Annotated in this window: 15 protein-coding genes; 3 read left to right on the top strand and 12 right to left on the bottom strand. The window is 67.9% G+C overall.

The window, feature by feature from the left end:
• Positions 1–67: 67 nt before the first annotated feature.
• The 10 genes from QNA09_RS21735 to QNA09_RS21780 all read right to left on the bottom strand — a co-directional run bounded on the left by QNA09_RS21735 (position 68) and on the right by QNA09_RS21780 (position 10,618).
• Entirely contained in the window at positions 68–2,050 is a 1,983-nt protein-coding gene (locus QNA09_RS21735) for an FAD-dependent oxidoreductase (RefSeq protein WP_026137552.1), read from the bottom strand.
• Positions 2,051–2,055: 5 nt separating this feature from the next.
• Positions 2,056–2,571 (bottom strand): pyridoxamine 5'-phosphate oxidase family protein, encoded by a 516-nt coding sequence (locus QNA09_RS21740; RefSeq protein WP_017679795.1) that lies wholly within the window; start codon positions 2,569–2,571, stop codon positions 2,056–2,058.
• Positions 2,572–2,577: 6 nt separating this feature from the next.
• Positions 2,578–3,417 (bottom strand): mycofactocin-coupled SDR family oxidoreductase, encoded by an 840-nt coding sequence (locus QNA09_RS21745; RefSeq protein ID WP_017679796.1) that lies wholly within the window; start codon positions 3,415–3,417, stop codon positions 2,578–2,580.
• 30 nt (positions 3,418–3,447) lie between these two features.
• A complete protein-coding gene (locus QNA09_RS21750; RefSeq protein ID WP_010594009.1) occupies positions 3,448–3,864 on the bottom strand; it encodes a MaoC family dehydratase in 417 nt (138 codons plus the stop codon).
• Positions 3,861–4,328: a hypothetical protein gene (locus QNA09_RS21755; RefSeq protein WP_010594010.1), complete on the bottom strand. Its 468-nt coding sequence runs from the start codon at positions 4,326–4,328 to the stop codon at positions 3,861–3,863. The genes QNA09_RS21750 and QNA09_RS21755 overlap by 4 nt, the downstream gene beginning before the upstream one ends.
• Positions 4,325–5,881: an AMP-binding protein gene (locus QNA09_RS21760; protein ID WP_102031708.1), complete on the bottom strand. Its 1,557-nt coding sequence runs from the start codon at positions 5,879–5,881 to the stop codon at positions 4,325–4,327. Before QNA09_RS21760 ends, QNA09_RS21755 begins: the two co-directional genes overlap by 4 nt.
• Positions 5,882–5,896: 15 nt before the next feature.
• Positions 5,897–6,304: a nuclear transport factor 2 family protein gene (locus QNA09_RS21765; protein WP_308072075.1), complete on the bottom strand. Its 408-nt coding sequence runs from the start codon at positions 6,302–6,304 to the stop codon at positions 5,897–5,899.
• Between the two features lie 115 nt (positions 6,305–6,419).
• Positions 6,420–7,505, bottom strand: a complete 1,086-nt coding sequence (locus tag QNA09_RS21770; protein ID WP_010594013.1) for a 2-oxoacid:ferredoxin oxidoreductase subunit beta — start codon at positions 7,503–7,505, stop codon at positions 6,420–6,422.
• Entirely contained in the window at positions 7,502–9,439 is a 1,938-nt protein-coding gene (locus tag QNA09_RS21775) for a 2-oxoacid:acceptor oxidoreductase subunit alpha (RefSeq protein ID WP_017679797.1), read from the bottom strand. The genes QNA09_RS21770 and QNA09_RS21775 overlap by 4 nt, the downstream gene beginning before the upstream one ends.
• Before the next feature lie 30 nt (positions 9,440–9,469).
• Positions 9,470–10,618, bottom strand: coding sequence for an acyl-CoA dehydrogenase family protein (locus tag QNA09_RS21780; RefSeq protein WP_082335501.1), 1,149 nt, complete (start codon positions 10,616–10,618; stop codon positions 9,470–9,472).
• 162 nt (positions 10,619–10,780) lie between these two features.
• On the opposite strand from QNA09_RS21780, the gene QNA09_RS21785 reads away from it, so the two are divergent.
• From QNA09_RS21785 to QNA09_RS21795, 3 genes are all read left to right on the top strand, one after another.
• Positions 10,781–11,575 (top strand): SDR family NAD(P)-dependent oxidoreductase, encoded by a 795-nt coding sequence (locus tag QNA09_RS21785; protein WP_003938443.1) that lies wholly within the window; start codon positions 10,781–10,783, stop codon positions 11,573–11,575.
• Between the two features lie 20 nt (positions 11,576–11,595).
• The gene (locus tag QNA09_RS21790) at positions 11,596–12,027 is read left to right on the top strand and encodes a thioesterase family protein (RefSeq protein WP_017679799.1); all 432 of its coding nucleotides are present in this window, start codon (positions 11,596–11,598) and stop codon (positions 12,025–12,027) included.
• 242 nt (positions 12,028–12,269) lie between these two features.
• Positions 12,270–13,538, top strand: coding sequence for a cytochrome P450 (locus QNA09_RS21795; RefSeq protein ID WP_308072076.1), 1,269 nt, complete (start codon positions 12,270–12,272; stop codon positions 13,536–13,538).
• Positions 13,539–13,713: 175 nt separating this feature from the next.
• Here the strand turns inward: QNA09_RS21795 and QNA09_RS21800 are convergent, their stop codons facing one another.
• Together QNA09_RS21800 and QNA09_RS21805 are read right to left on the bottom strand one after the other, a co-directional pair.
• The gene (locus tag QNA09_RS21800; RefSeq protein WP_308072077.1) at positions 13,714–14,958 is read right to left on the bottom strand and encodes a cytochrome P450; all 1,245 of its coding nucleotides are present in this window, start codon (positions 14,956–14,958) and stop codon (positions 13,714–13,716) included.
• 43 nt (positions 14,959–15,001) lie between these two features.
• Positions 15,002–15,835, bottom strand: coding sequence for a mycofactocin-coupled SDR family oxidoreductase (locus tag QNA09_RS21805; protein ID WP_308072078.1), 834 nt, complete (start codon positions 15,833–15,835; stop codon positions 15,002–15,004).
• Positions 15,836–15,916 lie beyond the last annotated feature (81 nt).

A 15,916-nucleotide genomic window follows, 5' to 3' on the forward strand; every position in this document is an offset into this window, starting at 1 on the left:
CGCTCATCGCCGACGGACACCGAAACGGGGGTGCAGGCCCGAAGCCCGCACCCCGTTTCGGTGTCCGTCAGATCAGCTTCGCGAGCGCGTACGCCTGACGGGTGGCGAACACCAGCCGCCGCGGCGCGTAGGCGTCACCGAGAATGTGCACCTCCCGCTCGCCCTCGGCCGCCGGGCCGTCCTCGAGACTCTCGTACAAGTCGGCGTCCCCGATGCCACCGCAGGCGAGCACCACCGAGTCGAAGCCGTCCACCTGGTAGGTGCGCCCCGAATAGACGTTGCGGGTGACGACCCCGGTCGGGGTGATCTCGACGACGTCCTCCATGAACCGGTACTGCACGCCCTTCTCGTCGAGGCGCCCGAGGATCGCGCCCACGATGTAGCGGCCGAGCAGCTGCCCCGCGACCTGGGTCGCGTAGACGACGGTGACGTCGTGCCCGCGATCGGTGAGGAAGTCGGCGAGCGACAGCGGCGGCATGTGGTCGTCCTGCGCGACGATCAGGACCCGCTTGCCGACCGCGGCGTCGCCGTTGAGGACGTCGCGGATGTCGGCGACATTGTCGCCGTAGACACCCGGGATGTCCGGGATCCGGCGGGTGGAGCCGGTGGCGACCGCCACCACGTCGAATCCCGCGGACTCGATCTCCGCCTTCGTCGCCGCGTGCCGGTAGGCGACCTTCACGCCCGCCCGCTCGAGCCGGCGCTGCTGCCAGTCCAGGTACTTCTCGAACATGTCGTACGTGGGGGCGTTGATCGCGGTGCGCAGTTGGCCGCCGAGCACGTCGGACGCCTCCCACAGCTCCACGTCGTGGCCCTTCTCCCGGGCCAGGGCCGCGAACTCCATGCCGGCCGGACCACCGCCGACGACGAGCACGCGCCTGGGGTCGGTCACGGTGGGCCACGGCCCGTCGACCTCGTTGCTGGTGACGGGGTTGACCGCGCAGCCGAACGGCAGCCCCTCGACGTAGCGGCGGCTGATGCACTCGTTGCCGCCGACGCAGGGCCGGATCTCGTCGACGCGGCCGGTGCGGACCTTCTCGACGATCGACGGCTCGGCGATGTGCGCACGAGCCATGCCGACGACGTCGGCGTCGCCGGCCGCGAGGATCCGTTCGGCGACATCGGGGTGATTGATCCGGCCCGTGTGCACGACGGGCAGCGACACCGCCCGCTTGAGCTGCCCGGCGAGATCGCTCCACTGACCGGCCTCGTAGAAGTGCGGCTGGATGTAGGACGGGTTGCCCCACGGGCTGCCCACCACGCCGTGGAAGTAGTCGACGAGTCCGGTGCTCTCGAGGTACTGCGCGATCTCGACGGCGCCGTGGATGTCGTATCCGCCCGGCACCTCCTCACGCAGATTCAGGCGGATGCCGATGACCATGGACGATCCGATCACGTCACGGATGGCCCGCAGCACCTCGACCGGGAACCGGCAACGGTTCTCGATCGAGCCCCCGTACTCGTCGTCGCGCTTGTTGGTCAGCGGCGACAGGAAGTACTCCAGCAGATCGTCGTGGTTCATGTGGAGTTCGACGCCGTCGAGACGTGCCTTCTGGGCCTGCTCTGCACAGAACTTGTACTGACCGACGAAGTAGGCGATCTCGTCCCGGTTCAGCTTGTGCGGAACGTTGTTGATCACCGGGGCGCTCAGGACCGACGACGCGCCGTGCGGCATACCGCCCTGGTGCACCATCTGCCCCGTCGCCACCGCACCCTCGGCGTGCAGGGCATCGGAGTACGCCTGCACCCGTTCGACGAAGAATGGCAGGCTGTAGTGGCCTTCGACCGTGGCACCCACACCGGTGGGTTCGAACCCCGGGATCACCCCCGTGTTCGGCACCCACGCGCTGAGGCTGTCGAACCATGCGGCTCCGCCCCGGGCCCGGGACACGTAGTAGGCGAGGTTGCGTTCGGCGTCGGCCTCGGACCCGAAGATGTTGCCGATCGCCGACGCGTGCGGCGGCAGCACCACGCGGTTGCGCAGCTTCATCGGGCCGATCTGGAACGGCGAGAGCAGATGGGCGTAGGCGGAGTCCGGATCCGCGGTCATTTCGTTCACCCCTTGTTCGGTCGGGGCCCGAGCGAGCCGCCGCGTCCGTCGCCCGGCATCCTGGTCGAGTCGTGACTGACCGCGATTCGGACGGGACGGACTTCCAGGACGACTCGGTTCGGGCTGTCCAGCAGGCGCTGGAAGGCTTCGGGATCGTTCGGAGCATGGCGCGCCGCGAACGCCGGGTAGAACCAGCGTCTGGTCTCCGCGTCGGCGTGGACGGTGACACGGCCGCGGACGGCGAGCATCCTCCTGCCGGGCAGTCCGGTACCGGCATTCGAGATCACCAGCGTCACGCGGGGTTCGCGCGTCGCTGCCCGGACGTGGGCGCGGTCCTTCGCGGCGGTGAGCCAGAACCGGTCGCCGTGGTGCAGGTAGCTCATCACCACCCCGGCCGGCCACCCGGCCGCGGTGGTGAAGGCGAAGGTGCATTCGGTCTGCGCCGCTACGAGTTCGGCGATGCCGTCCTCGTCGACCCGTAGCGTGCGCAGGTCCTCGTTGTCGTCGATGCCGACGGCCATCTCACATCACTTCACGTATGCGCCGGCGTCGACCGGGAAGGTGACTCCGGTGACGTACCGCGCCTCGTCGCTGCCGAGGAACAGCACCGCGTTGCTGATGTCGATCGATTCGACCCACGGCACCGGCAGCGTGTTCAGCGACATGAACCCCGGCATCGCCTTCTCCTGCGACGGCTCCGGATCCCCGGGCGAGAACATCCCGTACGTCCCGGGGTTCTGGATCATGATGGTGTCGACGTTCGTCGGGTGGATGGTGTTGACCCGGATGCTGTAGGGGCCCAGTTCGTTCGCCATGGTGCGCATGAGTCCGACGATGCCGTGCTTGGCCGAGACGTAGTGGGCGACCTGCTGGATGCCCTTGAGTCCGCCGATCGAACTGGTGAACATGATCGAACCCCCGCGGCCCTGCTCGATCATCGTGGGGATCGCGACGACGGCGGTGTTGTAGACGCCGGTGAGGTTGACGTCGATCATGTCCCGCCACTGCTCGGCGGTGAGCTCCCACGAGCGGCCGTAGGTGGCGATGCCGGCGTTGGCGACCACGATGTCGACGCCGCCGAGGTGCGCCACCCCGTCGTCGAAGGCCCGCTGCAGCGCCGCGCGGTCCCGGACGTCGGCGCGGTGGGCCACGATCCGGCGGTCGAGGGCCTCGACGAGCCGGACGGTCTCCTTCAGCTCGTCCTCGGTAGCCAGCGGGTAGTACGGGGTCACCGTGTCGATGTTCTCGCAGATGTCGACCGCGATGATGTCGGCGCCCTCCTCGGCGAGCCGCAGCGCGTGGCTGCGGCCCTGGCCGCGGGCGGCCCCGGTGATGAACGCGACCTTGCCTTCTACTCGTCCTGCCATGGTTGACGCTCCTCTCGTGGAAAACGATGTCTAGTGATCGGCGGGGACCAGGACGGTCCCGGTGCCTTCGAGAACGCGCGCGCCGCCCAGGACGTCGAGCGTGAGATCGCAGCGCACCAGGAGGCCGTCGGCGGTGTCCTCGACGTCGGTCACCACCCCTGCGGCCCGCAGCCGGTCCCCCTCGAACACGTTGCCGAGGAATCGGAACCGGTATCCGGTGACCCGGTCCACGCCGCCGGCCCAGGACCCGAGCATGGACACGACGTAGGCGATGTTGCTCGGCCCCTGATTGACCGTGCGCTCCCCGAGGCCCAGCGCAGCCGCGGCGTTCCGATCGAAATGGATCGGGTTCGGGTCGCGCATGAGCGCCGAGAGGGTCTTCATCCGGGCCGGATCCACCGCATCGACGGTACGTTCGGGAATCTGCTGCCCGACAGCCGGTTTCATGAGATTTCTCCTCGGCGGGGGAACACGATCGAGTTGGTGGTGGAGGCGCACAGCGCCCCGTCCTCACCGTGCAGGTCGAGGCGGTAGCCGACGATGTCGAAGACGCCGGTGCGCCGGCCCACCTTGCGCGTCGCGGAGACGATCTCGCCCGAGACGCGGTAGGTGCCGCCGACGCGCAGCGGCCGGTGCACGACCGTCTCGGTCTCGCCGGCCATCGGTCCGTCGGCCTCGGTGGCCCCGAACACGGCGAACAACTCGTCCCAGCTCCAGCCCATCGCGCCGGTGGCGACGAGGAACACCAGCACCGGGTGCGCGCCGCCGTCGGCGGGGTCGGCGAGCATGCTGTCGAGGACGAGGTGCACCCACCACGGCTCGAGCGTGGCCTGCCCGCCCGGGAAGCGGGTGCCGACGAGGTCGGCGAGCTCGGCTTCGGTCGGCACCCGGCGTCCGGTGTCCACGGTCATCGGGCCGCCGTCGTCTCGAGGTACGGGGCCCGCAGGTCCCGCTTCATGATCTTTCCGGTCGGCGCCTTCGGCAGGGCGTCGACGAAGTCCACCGAACGGGGCTTCTGGTAGGAGGCCAGATTCCGCTTGGCGGTGTCGATGATCTCCTGTTCGGTGGCGGTCTGCCCGGGCTTGAGGACCACGACGGCCTTGACGACCTCGCCCCACTCGTCGTCGGGGATGCCGATGACGGCGCATTCGAGGACGGCGGGGTGGGCGCCGATGGCCTCCTCGACCTGGATGCTGTAGATGTTCTCGCCGCCGGAGATGATCATGTCCTTGGCCCGGTCCACGATGTAGACGTAGTGGTCCTCGTCCCAGACCGCGACGTCGCCGGTCCACATCCAGCCGTCCCGCAGGGTCTGTGCGGTCAGTTCCGGCTTGTTCCAGTAGCCGAGCATGTTGGCTTCGGAGCGGACCACGATCTCGCCGGGGGTCTTGCCGTCCTTGGGGACCTCGTTGCCGTCGAAGTCGACGACCCGGATGGTGGTGCCGAAGCCTTCCCGGCCACAGGACTTGAGCCGGTGCTCGTTGATGCCGTTGACCGCGTCGAGGTGGTCCTCCTGGGACAGGAACGACATGGTCGTGCCCTCGGTCTGGCCGTACCCCTGGATGAGGGTGCAGGGGAACGCCTCGAGCGCGCTGCGGACGATCGCGGACGGCATCGGGCCGCCGCCGTACTGGATGTTGCGCAGGCTCGACAGGTCGTAGGAGTCGAAGTTCTCCACGGCCATCATCCAGTTCAGCATCGTGGTGATGCCGAGGAACGCCGAGACCCGCTCCGACTCGATGATCTCGAGCGCCTGCTTGGCCTCGAAATTGACCAGCACGACCGGACATCCGTGCTTCATGTAGTTCATCGAGAGGACCACCGGGATGTGGTACATCTGGCCGGTGAGCATGTAGACGTCGGTCGGCACGACCCGCTCGGCGACGGTCTGGTTGAGCATGCCGGCGGCCGCGCTGGTGTGCGAGTGCAGCGCACCCTTGGATTCTCCCGTGGTGCCGCCGGTGTAGAGGATGAAGAACGGGTCGTCTCCCCCGACGCTCGGCGTCCAGATCGGTTCGGCCGGGCTGGAACTCGCGAGCAGCTCCTCGTACGTCCCGTTACCCCCCGGACCGAACTCGAGCCAGTGGCCGACCGAGGCGGATCGGCTCAGTTCCTCGCCCACGGGACGGAATTCGGACGCGGTGATGAGCACCTTCGGGGTGGCGTCGGCGACGAGCCCGAGCAGGGCGGGGGTCGCGAGCCGCCAGTTCAGCGGCTGCAGGATCAGTCCCGCGCGACCGACGGCGAAGAACAGCTCCTGGAACTCGATGCTGTTCTTGGTCAGGACGGCGACCCGGTCGCCCTTCTCGAGGCCGAGACCGCGCAGTCCGTTCGCCAGGCGCCGGACGCGCTCGTCGAGGGCGGCGAAGGTGATGCGCCGGTCGTTGGGGACGTCGTACAACGCCATGCGGTTCGGGGTGAGGGCGGCCCACTTGGCGGGGATGAGGCCCTGGTTCATCGTCATGGTGGCTCCGGAGGCTCAGTACGGGAGGTCGAGGGCGATGTGCCGCTTGGTGAGCACCCAGTCGCCTCCGCTCCTGGTCCATTCGTCCTCGTACTTGCCGGTGGACAGGGCCCGGAGGGCACCGTTCTCCGCGGAGGTGATGAGCAGGTACGACACGGTGCGGACGTTCTTCTCGTCGATCTCGTCGATCCGCAGATTGGTGGTGATGTGACGCCGCTGGTCGGTCTGGGACTCGTGGGCTCCGCGGAACAGGCCCATGATCTCCTCGCGTCCGTTGAGCGGCCCGATGAGGTCGCCGTCGCCGATCTTCATGGTGAACACGGCGGTTTCACCGAAGACCCGCTCGACACCGTCCATGTCGCCGTCGTCGTAGGCGAGAGCGTAGCGGGCGAGGGCGTTTTCGATTTCGTTCCTGAGCGACATTACGACTACTCCTGCCGAAGGGAGGGGAGGGAGATGTGATGACAGTCACTTTATACTAATCATGCGCATTGTCTAGGGGTACGAAGACCCCGGTTTCCGCGCCGGGAGACGACGCTCAGCGTGATTCGGACACGGTCCAGGTGTCGTGCCCGGTCAGCAAGGACTGCAAGGAGTCTCGTCGACGGGACTCGCCGGTGCGGGCGCTCTCGTTCTGCTCGCGCACGAGGTCGTCGTAGGTCGGGCGGGCGACGCTGCGGAACACGCCGAACACCGTGTGGTCGAGGTTCTGATCGGACAGTCGCGACAACGCGAACGCGTACTCCGGGTCGTCGGCGTGCGCATCGTGCACGACGATCGATCCCGGATCGGCCGACGCCGTGTCCACCACACGCAGACCGAATCCGTCACGGACGACGCACTTCTGCCCCTCCGCACCGAAGACGATCGGCTCACCGTGGCGCAGCGGGATCACCCTCTGCTCCGCGTCCTCCTTGCGCAGCACGTCGAACGACCCGTCGTTGAAGATCGGGCAGTCCTGGTAGATCTCGACGAACGCGGTGCCCCGGTGCTCGGCCGCGCGGCGCAGCACGTCGGTGAGCCCCTTGCGGTCGGAGTCGAGCGCCCGGGCCGCGAAGGTGGCCTCGGCACCGAGTGCGAGGGAGAGCGTGTTGAAGGGGTGGTCCACCGAACCCATCGGGGTGGACTTGGTGACCTTCCCGACCTCGGACGTGGGCGAGTACTGCCCCTTCGTCAGCCCGTAGATCCGGTTGTTGAACAACAGGATCGTGAGGTTCACGTTGCGGCGCAGCGCGTGGATCAGATGGTTCCCCCCGATCGAGAGGGCATCGCCGTCACCGGTGACCACCCACACCGACAGGTCGGGCCGCGTGACGGCCAGGCCGGTCGCGATCGCCGGCGCGCGGCCGTGGATGGAGTGCAGCCCGTAGGTGTCGAGGTAGTACGGGAACCGGCTCGAGCAGCCGATGCCCGAGACGAACATCAGGTTCTCGCGGCGCAGCCCGAGTTCGGGCAGGAAGTTGCGGATCGCGGCCAGGATGACGTAGTCACCGCAACCCGGGCACCAGCGCACCTCCTGGTCGCTCGTGAAGTCCTTGGCCTTCTGCGGGGTGTCGGTCGTCGGGACGAGCGCGGTCGCGCTGAGTCCGAGATCGGTGCCCACCCGGCTGATCAACTCGGTCATGCCGATTCCTCCTCGCGGTCCGGCGCCGGCCGGTACTCGGCCGCAGCCAGCGCCGCGGTGGTCTTGGCGTCTTCGAACTCGCGCAGGGTGCCGGCGAGCGCGGCATCGATCGCGTCGACGATCTCGTCGGCGAGAAAGGCCAGACCCTCGACCTTCGTCACCGGCTGGACGTCGACCAGGTAGCGCGCCCGCAGCACACTCGTCAGCTGCCCCAGATTCATCTCCGGCGCGATGACCGTGCGATACCGGCCGAGCACCTCACCGAGGTTGCGGGGCAACGGGTTCAGGTGCCGCAGGTGCAGGTGGGCGACCGCGGTGCCGCGGCGCCGGGCGCGGCGGCACGCCTCGCCGATCGGGCCGTAGGAACTGCCCCAGCCCACGATCAGCAGTTCGGCCTGCCCCGACGGATCGTCGACCTCGGCGTCCGGGACGGAGATCCCGTCGATCTTCGCCTGCCGCAGGCGCACCATCAGATCGTGGTTGGCGGGATCGTAGGAGATGTTGCCGCTGCCGTTCGCCTTCTCGAGGCCACCGAGCCGGTGCTCGAGGCCGGGAGTCCCGGGTATCGCCACGGCACGGGCGAGGGTCTCGCGGTCCCGCGCGTAGGGCCGCAGGGGTGTGCCGGCGGCGTCCGGGCCGGTCTCGTAGTTCGGATCGATCGGGGCGAGCTCGTCGACCTGCGGGATCTGCCAGGGCTCCGAGCCGTTGGCGATGGCGCCGTCGGACAGCAGCAGGACCGGCGTCCGGTACGTCAGGGCGATGTGGGCCGCCTCGACGGCCGTGGCGAAGCAGTCGGCCGGTGAGCGCGGCGCGAGCACGGCGACGGGCGACTCGCCGTTGCGTCCGTACAGTGCCTGCAGCAGATCGGACTGCTCGGTCTTGGTCGGCAGGCCCGTCGACGGTCCGCCGCGCTGCACGTCGATCACGACGAGCGGGAGTTCGGTCATGACGGCCAGGCCGATGGCCTCGCTCTTGAGGGCCAGACCCGGGCCGGAGGTGCTGGTGACACCGAGTGCGCCACCTAGAGAGGCGCCGACCGCGGCGCCGATCGCGGCGATCTCGTCCTCCGCCTGGAAGGTGGTCACGCCGAGACCGCGGTGCTTGGTCAGCTCGTGCAGGATGTCGGAGGCGGGGGTGATCGGGTACGTCCCGAGGAACACCTCGAGCCCGGACAGCTCACCGGCGGTCACCAGACCGTAGGCCAGTGCGGTGTTGCCGGTGATCTGCCGGTACGTGCCGGCCGGCAGGTCCGCCTTGGCCACCTCGAACGTCGTCGCGAACGTCTCGGTGGTCTCGCCGTAGTTCCACCCGGCCTGGAACGCGAGCAGGTTGCCCTGGGCGACCTGCGGTTTCTTGGCGAACTTGGTGCGCAGGAACTCCTCGATCCGCTCCACCGGCCGGTTGTACATCCACGACAGCAACCCGAGCGCGAACATGTTCTTCGCGCGCTCGCCGTCCTTGCGGCTCAGGCCGGCGGGTTCCACCGCCCCCACCGACAGGCTCGACATCGGAACCTGATGGATCACGAACTCGTCGAGACTGCCGTCGTCGAGCGGGTTGGCGGCGTAGCCGACCTTGGAAAGGTTGCGCTTGGTGAACTCGTCGGTGTTGACGATGACGGTGCCGCCGCGCGGCAGGTCGTCGATGTTCGCCTTCAGTGCCGCCGGGTTCATCGCGACGAGGACGTCCGGTCGATCACCCGCGGTGAGGATGTCGTGGTCCGCGATCTGGATCTGGAACGACGACACGCCCGGCAGGGTGCCCTGGGGCGCCCGGATCTCGGCGGGGAAGTTGGGCTGCGTCGCGAGGTCGTTGCCGAACGCGGCCGCCTCGGAGGTGAAGCGGTCACCGGTCAGCTGCATGCCGTCGCCCGAGTCGCCCGCAAAGCGGATGACGACTCGCTCCAGCTTGGTGGTGTTCGCGTCCGTTGTCATGGGTTCCTGCCTCTGGTCCGCATTCTGCCCCTACGGGGCTTCCTTCACGAGCTGCTTGGCCAGCGAATCGAAGATCACCTCGGTGGAGCCCTCGTAGATCCGCATGGGACGCGCCTCCCGGTAGAGACGTTCGAGCTTGCCGCCGCGTACGAGCCCGAAACGGCCCATGATCTGCACCGACCGGTCGACGACGCGAGCCGCCGCCTCGGTCGCTCCGACCTTCGCCATCGACGACAGGTGCAGGTTGGCGCGGGCGTCGCGGGCCGAGGCGGCGGCCGCGCGGTAGGTCAGCGAGCGCGCCATCTCGATGTCGGTCCAGCAGGAGGCGAGGTGCTCGGGCACCGACCCCAGGCGCGCGAGGCTGACCCCGAAGCCCTCCCGGGACTTGGCATGGGCGACGGCCTCGTCCAGCGCGGCCTGGGCCACGCCGACCGCGGCGCCGGCCACGGACACGCGGAACGTCGCGAGGGTGGCGAGGACGAGCCCGAAGCCCTTGCCCGGCTCCCCGATGCGGTTGCCCACCGGAACCTCGACGTTCTCGAGGATGACGTCGCTGAGCACGTGCGGCGCGATGATCTGGTGCGGGTGCTCGATGCGCAGGCCCGGCGCGTCGGCCGGGACCAGTACGAGGGAGTATCCGTCGCCCTCGCGGGCGAGGATGCTGTAGAAGTCCGCGTCGCCGCCGTTGGTGATGAAGGACTTGTGGCCGTCGACGACGAGCTTGCCGTCGCGCTCGACGACCGTGGTGCTGAGGGCCTTGAGATCGGATCCGACGTGCGGCTCGGTCAGGCCGAGCGCGGCCACCGCCTCGAGCCGGGCCACCTTGGGCAGCCACTCCGCCTTGAGTTCCTCGGACCCGCCGACGCTGATGCAGTAGCTGCCGATGCCCTGCATACCGAACATGGAGTCGAGGTGAGCGGACTCGGCGGCGAGGGCCTCGCGCACAATGGTCACCGCGAGGGAGTCGACCTTCTCGAAGCGGCCACCGTAGGCGGCCGGCACGACGACCTCGGTGAGACGGGACGCGGTCAGCCGCTTGCGGACGTCCGGGTCGAAACTGTCCGCCTCGTCGGCACGCGCGGCGATGTCGGCGCACTCGGCCGCGAGGTCGCGGGCTTCCCGCTGGAGGTCGAGGTATCGCTGCGGCAGGGCGAACAGGTCCTGCTGGTCGTCACTCACCTTGTACTCCGTTCTGGCGATGCGTCCGCTCACCGGGGGCGCCACGGTGCTGTGACTCGGTGCGGTCTCGGCCATTGTCGTGAACTGGATCACTATCCGCTAATCTATGATCACAATAGCAAGGAATTGGGTACCGTCAACCAGGACCAGCGGAGGAATTCGATGACCGATTCAACGACCGGCCGGACCCGCCCGGGATTCGACCCCACGCGCGCGTTCGATCTCACCGACCGCACCGCGATCGTCACCGGCGGCAGCCGGGGCCTCGGCCGCGCCATGGCGTTCGGGCTGGCCCGGGCCGGCTGCGACGTCGTCATCGCCAGCCGTGACCTGGCCTCGTGCCAGGCCACCGCCGACGAGATCACCGAGGAGACGGGCCGCAAGACCCTCGCGCACTCGTTCCACGTCGGCAGGTGGGAGTCGATCGAGGAACTCGTCGACGCGGCCTACGACCACTTCGGGAAGATCGACGTCCTGATCAACAATGCAGGTATGTCCCCGCTGTACGACAGCCTCGACACCGTCAGCGAAACACTGTTCGACAAGGTGGTCGGAGTGAATCTCAAGGGCCCGTTCCGGCTCGCCGCACTCGTGGGAACGCGCATGGCGCAGGGCGACGGCGGATCCATTATCAACATTTCCAGCGCCGGGTCCGTCCACCCGCGGCCCGACATCCTGCCCTACGCCGCCGCCAAGGCCGGACTCAACGCCGTTACCATAGGCATGGCGCACGCGTTCGGACCCACGGTGCGCAGCAACGCGATCATGGCCGGCACCTTCCTCACCGACGTGAGCAACTCCTGGGACATGGAGGCCTTCTCCCGGCGGGCGCAGAGCTTCGCCGCCAAGCGCGGCGGACAGCCCGACGAGATCGTCGGCGCGGCGCTGTACCTCGCGAGCGATGCGTCGAGTTTCACCACCGGTTCCATCGTCACCGTCGACGGCGGCCACCCCTGATCCGCCCGGAAGGACAAGACATGACCACCGCCACCACCGCCGTCACCCAGCAGCGCTTCCAGCTCGCCTACGGCGACTGCGACGCCGTCGGCATCTCGTACTTCGCGATCAACTACCCGTGGATGGAACGGACCTACAGCGTCTGGCTGCACTCGTTCGGTCTCGACAGCCACACGATGCTCGACACCCTCGGCGTCTACACCGTGGGCCTGAAGTCCGAGTGCCAGTACCTCACCAGCTGCGAGGTGTTCGACGAACTGACCTGCACGGTGGTCCTCGACCACCTCGGCACCACGTCGTACGCGCTCGGATTCGACTTCGAGCGCGGCGACGAACTCGTCGCCCACGGCAAGATCACGTTCGCCGTGCGCGGTGCGGACGGGAAGAAGGCGCAGATTCCGGAGCGACTGCTCGCCGCCCTCCGCACGCTGGAGCCGCCGAAATCGGCTTGATCACCGTCGTTTCCGGAAACGGGCGTCCACCCTTCAGGGTGGACGCCCGTTCTCGTCGAGAACCCGTTTCACCGAAATCCATTGACATCATTCAGATCGTATTTATAGTTATCAGCACTTAGTGATCCGGATCACTTACCATCTCCGGCCCCAGACCCTCGGCGGAGCGGCACGACCCCGACCGGTGCCTGCCGGCACCGATCCTGCTCGACCCCTCGATTCGACGATCAGGAGATTCCAGAGTGACCGCAGTCGAACCCCGCCCCACCGTCCCCGACATCCTCTCCCCCGAGTTCCTCACCGATCCCTACCCGTTCCACCGCGTACTGCGCGACCACTACCCCGCCCTGCGCCACGAAGCCACGGAGAGCTACCTCATCAGCCGGTACGCCGACTGCGCCGAGGCCTTCCGCAGCCCGAAGTTCTCCAGCCGCAACTACGAATGGCAGCTCGAGCCCATCCACGGGCGCACCATTCTGCAGATGGAAGGTCGCGAGCACTCCACGCACCGCGCGCTGCTCAACCCGTTCTTCCGCGGCAACGGACTCGAGAAGTTCATGCCGGCCATCACGCACAACGCGGCCGACCTGATCGGCGGCATCGTCGCCCGCAACGCCGGCGAGCTGCTCGGCGAGGTGGCCGGACAGGGCGAGGCCGAACTCGTCTCCCAGTTCACCAGCCGGTTCCCCATCAACGTGATGGTCGACATGCTCGGCCTACCCAAGAGCGATCACGAGCGGTTCCGCACCTGGTACTTCTCGATCATGGCCTACCTCAACAACCTGGCCGGAGACCCCGAGATCAACGCCGCCGCCGAACGCACCCACGTCGAGCTGCGCGAGTACATGCTGCCGATCATCCGCGAACGACGCTCCGGCGACGGCGACGACCTGCTCTCCCGCCTGTGCCGCGCGGAAGTCGACGGTGAGCAGATGTCCGACGAGGAGATCAAGGCCTTCGTCAGCCTGCTCCTCGTCGCCGGTGGTGAGACGACGGACAAGGCCATCGCCAGCATGATCCGCAATCTCATCGACCACCCCGACCAGATGCGGGTCGTCCGCGAGGACCGCAGTCTCGCCGACCGCGTCATCGCCGAGACGCTGCGCTATTCCGGACCCGTCCACATGATCATGCGCCAGACCGAGGACGAGGTGCAGATCGAGGACTCGACCATTCCCGCGGGGGCGACGTGCATCATGATGCTCGCGGCCGCCAACCGCGACGAGCGCCACTTCTCGAATCCGGACGAGTTCGACATCTTCCGCACCGATCTCAACGTCGATCGGGCCTTCAGCGGCGCGGCCAACCACGTGCAGTTCATTCTCGGCCGGCACTTCTGCGTGGGTTCGATGCTCGCGAAGACGGAGATGACCATCGCGCTGAACCTCGTGCTCGACACGATGGACTCGATCGAGTACCAGGACGGCTTCGTCCCGCACGAGGAGGGCCTGTACACGCGCAGCATCCCGGAGCTCCGCGTGAAGTTCGAACCGACCGGGAAGCTCGGCTGACATCCCGCCGGATCGCCGGCCGTCCGCGTATGGGATCCGCATGCGCGGACGGCCGGCACTGCCGCGTCGGCAAAAGTCGGCACTGCCGCGTCGGCAAAAGTCGGCACTGCCGCGTCGGCAAGAGTCGGCACTGCCGCGTCGGCAAGAGTCGGCACTGCCGCGTCGACGAAAGCCGTTACTGCAGCGTGTAGTCCGTCAGAACCCGTCGGCCCGGCGTGAAGGTGGCCGGGATGCGCTGGTAGCCGGTGTTCACGCCCTGCCGTGGGTAGGGCTGCAGCGCGTCGTAGTCGACCTCGTAGTCCGGCATCCGTTCGAGCACCTGGCTGATCAGCGCGTGCGACATGTACCGGCCGAGATGCGAACCGGCACAGCGGTGCACACCGATACCGAAGGCGGTGTGCCGGTTGGGCCAGCGCTCGATGTCGATCTCGTCGGGCTTGTCGAACAGCTCCGTGTCCCGATTGGCGGAAGCCCAGGACAGCAGCACCCGGTCGCCCTTGCGCATGGGGCAGCCGTGGAACTCGACGTCGTGTGTCACGGTGCGGGCAAGGGCCTGAGTCGGCGAGAAGTACCGCAGGAACTCCTCGATGGCATGATCGAGGAGATCGGGATGGTCGGCCAGGCGCTGCCGCACGTCCTTGTGGCGGCTGAGCCAGACCAGCGAGTTGCTCACCAGGGAGGCCGTGGTGCCGACGCCACCGGAGATGAGCAGGTCGACGATCGCGAACACGTCGTGATCGTTCATCGGGCTGCCGTCGACCTCCTGCTGGACGAGGTAGCTGATGATGTCGTCCTTCGGGGCCGCGCGCCGTTCGGCGATGGTCTGCTCGATGCGGCCGGCGAGGTACGGGAAGTCGACCTCGACCGCGCGGGTGTGCTCGGGGGTACCGGGGATCCCGGCGAGCACCTGGAAGTGGGCGTTGGAATAGCGGCGCCACTCCGAGACGTCGAGGCCGAGCCACTCGACCGTGACGATGGAGGGCACCCCGATGACCGACGTCAGGTCGCACTCGCCGCTCTCGATCACGCTGTCGATGAAGCCCGCGACGTGCCGGTCGATCGTGGGCTTCATCTTCTCGACGGCGGCCGGCGCGCTGACCGGGTTGACGATCCTGCGGTACTTGCGGAACTCCGGCGGATCGAGCTCGATCGGAATGTGATCGTGGTGCCGGGTTTTCGGGATCACCACGGACAGTCCCTCGCCGCCGTACTCGCTGCGAGCCGAGGAGAACGTCTCGTCGTCGCGTGCGGCGTCGAAGACCGAGCTGTAGTCGGAGAGCACCCAGTAGCCGCCGTGGGCGGGAGTCCAGCCGATCTTGACGGTTTCCCGGATCTTCCGGTACGACTCGGCCGGGTCGGCCGAGTGTTCGGGCGAGTTGTGGTCGAAGTGGACGACCGGGCAGCGGGCGGGGCTTTCCATCGTGCGTTCCTTCCGAGTCGGGATTCGGCGGCGAGCCGGGGTTCTAGGTCTTGGCGAGCAGTCCGGCGTCGATGGGCAGCACCACACCGGTCACGTAGCGGGCCTCGTCCGAGGCCAGCCAGACCAGCGCGTTGCTGATGTCGACGGGCTCGACCCAGGGGACGTCGAGCTCGTTGCGCCGACGGCAGTGGTCGACGATGTCCGCCTGCGTGGGCGATTCGAGGTCGGGACGGTAGATCCGGTACATGGCGTCGTTCTCGATCATCTCCGTGCGGACGGTGCCCGGATTGAGGGTGTTGACCCGGATACCGTGTTCGCCCAGTTCGTTGGAGAGGCTGCGCATGAGGCTGACCACCCCGCCCTTGCTGGCGGCGTAGTGCCCCAGATTGCGGCTCGCCCGGATCGCCGCGACGGAGCTGGTGAGCACGATCGCGCCGCCGGTGCCCTGTTCGATCATGCGGGGGACGACGGCCCGCACGGTGCGGAAGACCCCGGTGAGGTTGACGTCGATGACGTTCTGCCACTCCTCGTCACTGAGGTGCCAGGTGGGGGTGAAGCTCACGATGCCGGCGTTGGCGCAGACGATGTCGATGTGCCCGAACTCGTCGACGGCGTCGGAGACGAGCAGGTCGAGGGCCGCCTGGTCGCGCACGTCGACGACCCGGGACAGGCAGCGACGGCCCGCAGCCTCGACGAGCCGGTGGGTCTCGGCGAGGTCGTCGGTGGTGGCAAGCGGATACGCGACCGTGTCGATGTCCTTGCAGGAGTCGAGGATCACGACGTCGGCGCCCTCCTCCGCGAGGCGGACGGCATTCGAACGTCCCTGTCCCCGTGCGGCGCCCGTGACCAGCGCGACCTTCCCGGTTACTCGACCCATTTCCGATCTCCTCTTCTGCTCGAACTGTGACGAAGAGCACCTTAATGCTTATCATCATTATTAGCTAGCGCGCCCACAAGG

This window comes from Rhodococcus sp. AH-ZY2 (assembly GCF_030916465.1).
GTDB lineage: Bacteria > Actinomycetota > Actinomycetes > Mycobacteriales > Mycobacteriaceae > Rhodococcus > Rhodococcus ruber.

What these genes read in the sequence shown, in the direction of transcription:
- QNA09_RS21735 (WP_026137552.1), bottom strand. Translation starts at nt 2,050, where the DNA reads ATGACCGCGGATCCGGACTCCGCCTACGCCCATCTGCTCTCGCCGTTC.
- QNA09_RS21740 (WP_017679795.1), bottom strand. Translation starts at nt 2,571, where the DNA reads ATGGCCGTCGGCATCGACGACAACGAGGACCTGCGCACGCTACGGGTC.
- QNA09_RS21745 (WP_017679796.1), bottom strand. Translation starts at nt 3,417, where the DNA reads ATGGCAGGACGAGTAGAAGGCAAGGTCGCGTTCATCACCGGGGCCGCC.
- QNA09_RS21750 (WP_010594009.1), bottom strand. Translation starts at nt 3,864, where the DNA reads ATGAAACCGGCTGTCGGGCAGCAGATTCCCGAACGTACCGTCGATGCG.
- QNA09_RS21755 (WP_010594010.1), bottom strand. Translation starts at nt 4,328, where the DNA reads ATGACCGTGGACACCGGACGCCGGGTGCCGACCGAAGCCGAGCTCGCC.
- QNA09_RS21760 (WP_102031708.1), bottom strand. Translation starts at nt 5,881, where the DNA reads ATGACGATGAACCAGGGCCTCATCCCCGCCAAGTGGGCCGCCCTCACC.
- QNA09_RS21765 (WP_308072075.1), bottom strand. Translation starts at nt 6,304, where the DNA reads ATGTCGCTCAGGAACGAAATCGAAAACGCCCTCGCCCGCTACGCTCTC.
- QNA09_RS21770 (WP_010594013.1), bottom strand. Translation starts at nt 7,505, where the DNA reads ATGACCGAGTTGATCAGCCGGGTGGGCACCGATCTCGGACTCAGCGCG.
- QNA09_RS21775 (WP_017679797.1), bottom strand. Translation starts at nt 9,439, where the DNA reads ATGACAACGGACGCGAACACCACCAAGCTGGAGCGAGTCGTCATCCGC.
- QNA09_RS21785 (WP_003938443.1), top strand. Translation starts at nt 10,781, where the DNA reads ATGACCGATTCAACGACCGGCCGGACCCGCCCGGGATTCGACCCCACG.
- QNA09_RS21790 (WP_017679799.1), top strand. Translation starts at nt 11,596, where the DNA reads ATGACCACCGCCACCACCGCCGTCACCCAGCAGCGCTTCCAGCTCGCC.
- QNA09_RS21800 (WP_308072077.1), bottom strand. Translation starts at nt 14,958, where the DNA reads ATGGAAAGCCCCGCCCGCTGCCCGGTCGTCCACTTCGACCACAACTCG.
- QNA09_RS21805 (WP_308072078.1), bottom strand. Translation starts at nt 15,835, where the DNA reads ATGGGTCGAGTAACCGGGAAGGTCGCGCTGGTCACGGGCGCCGCACGG.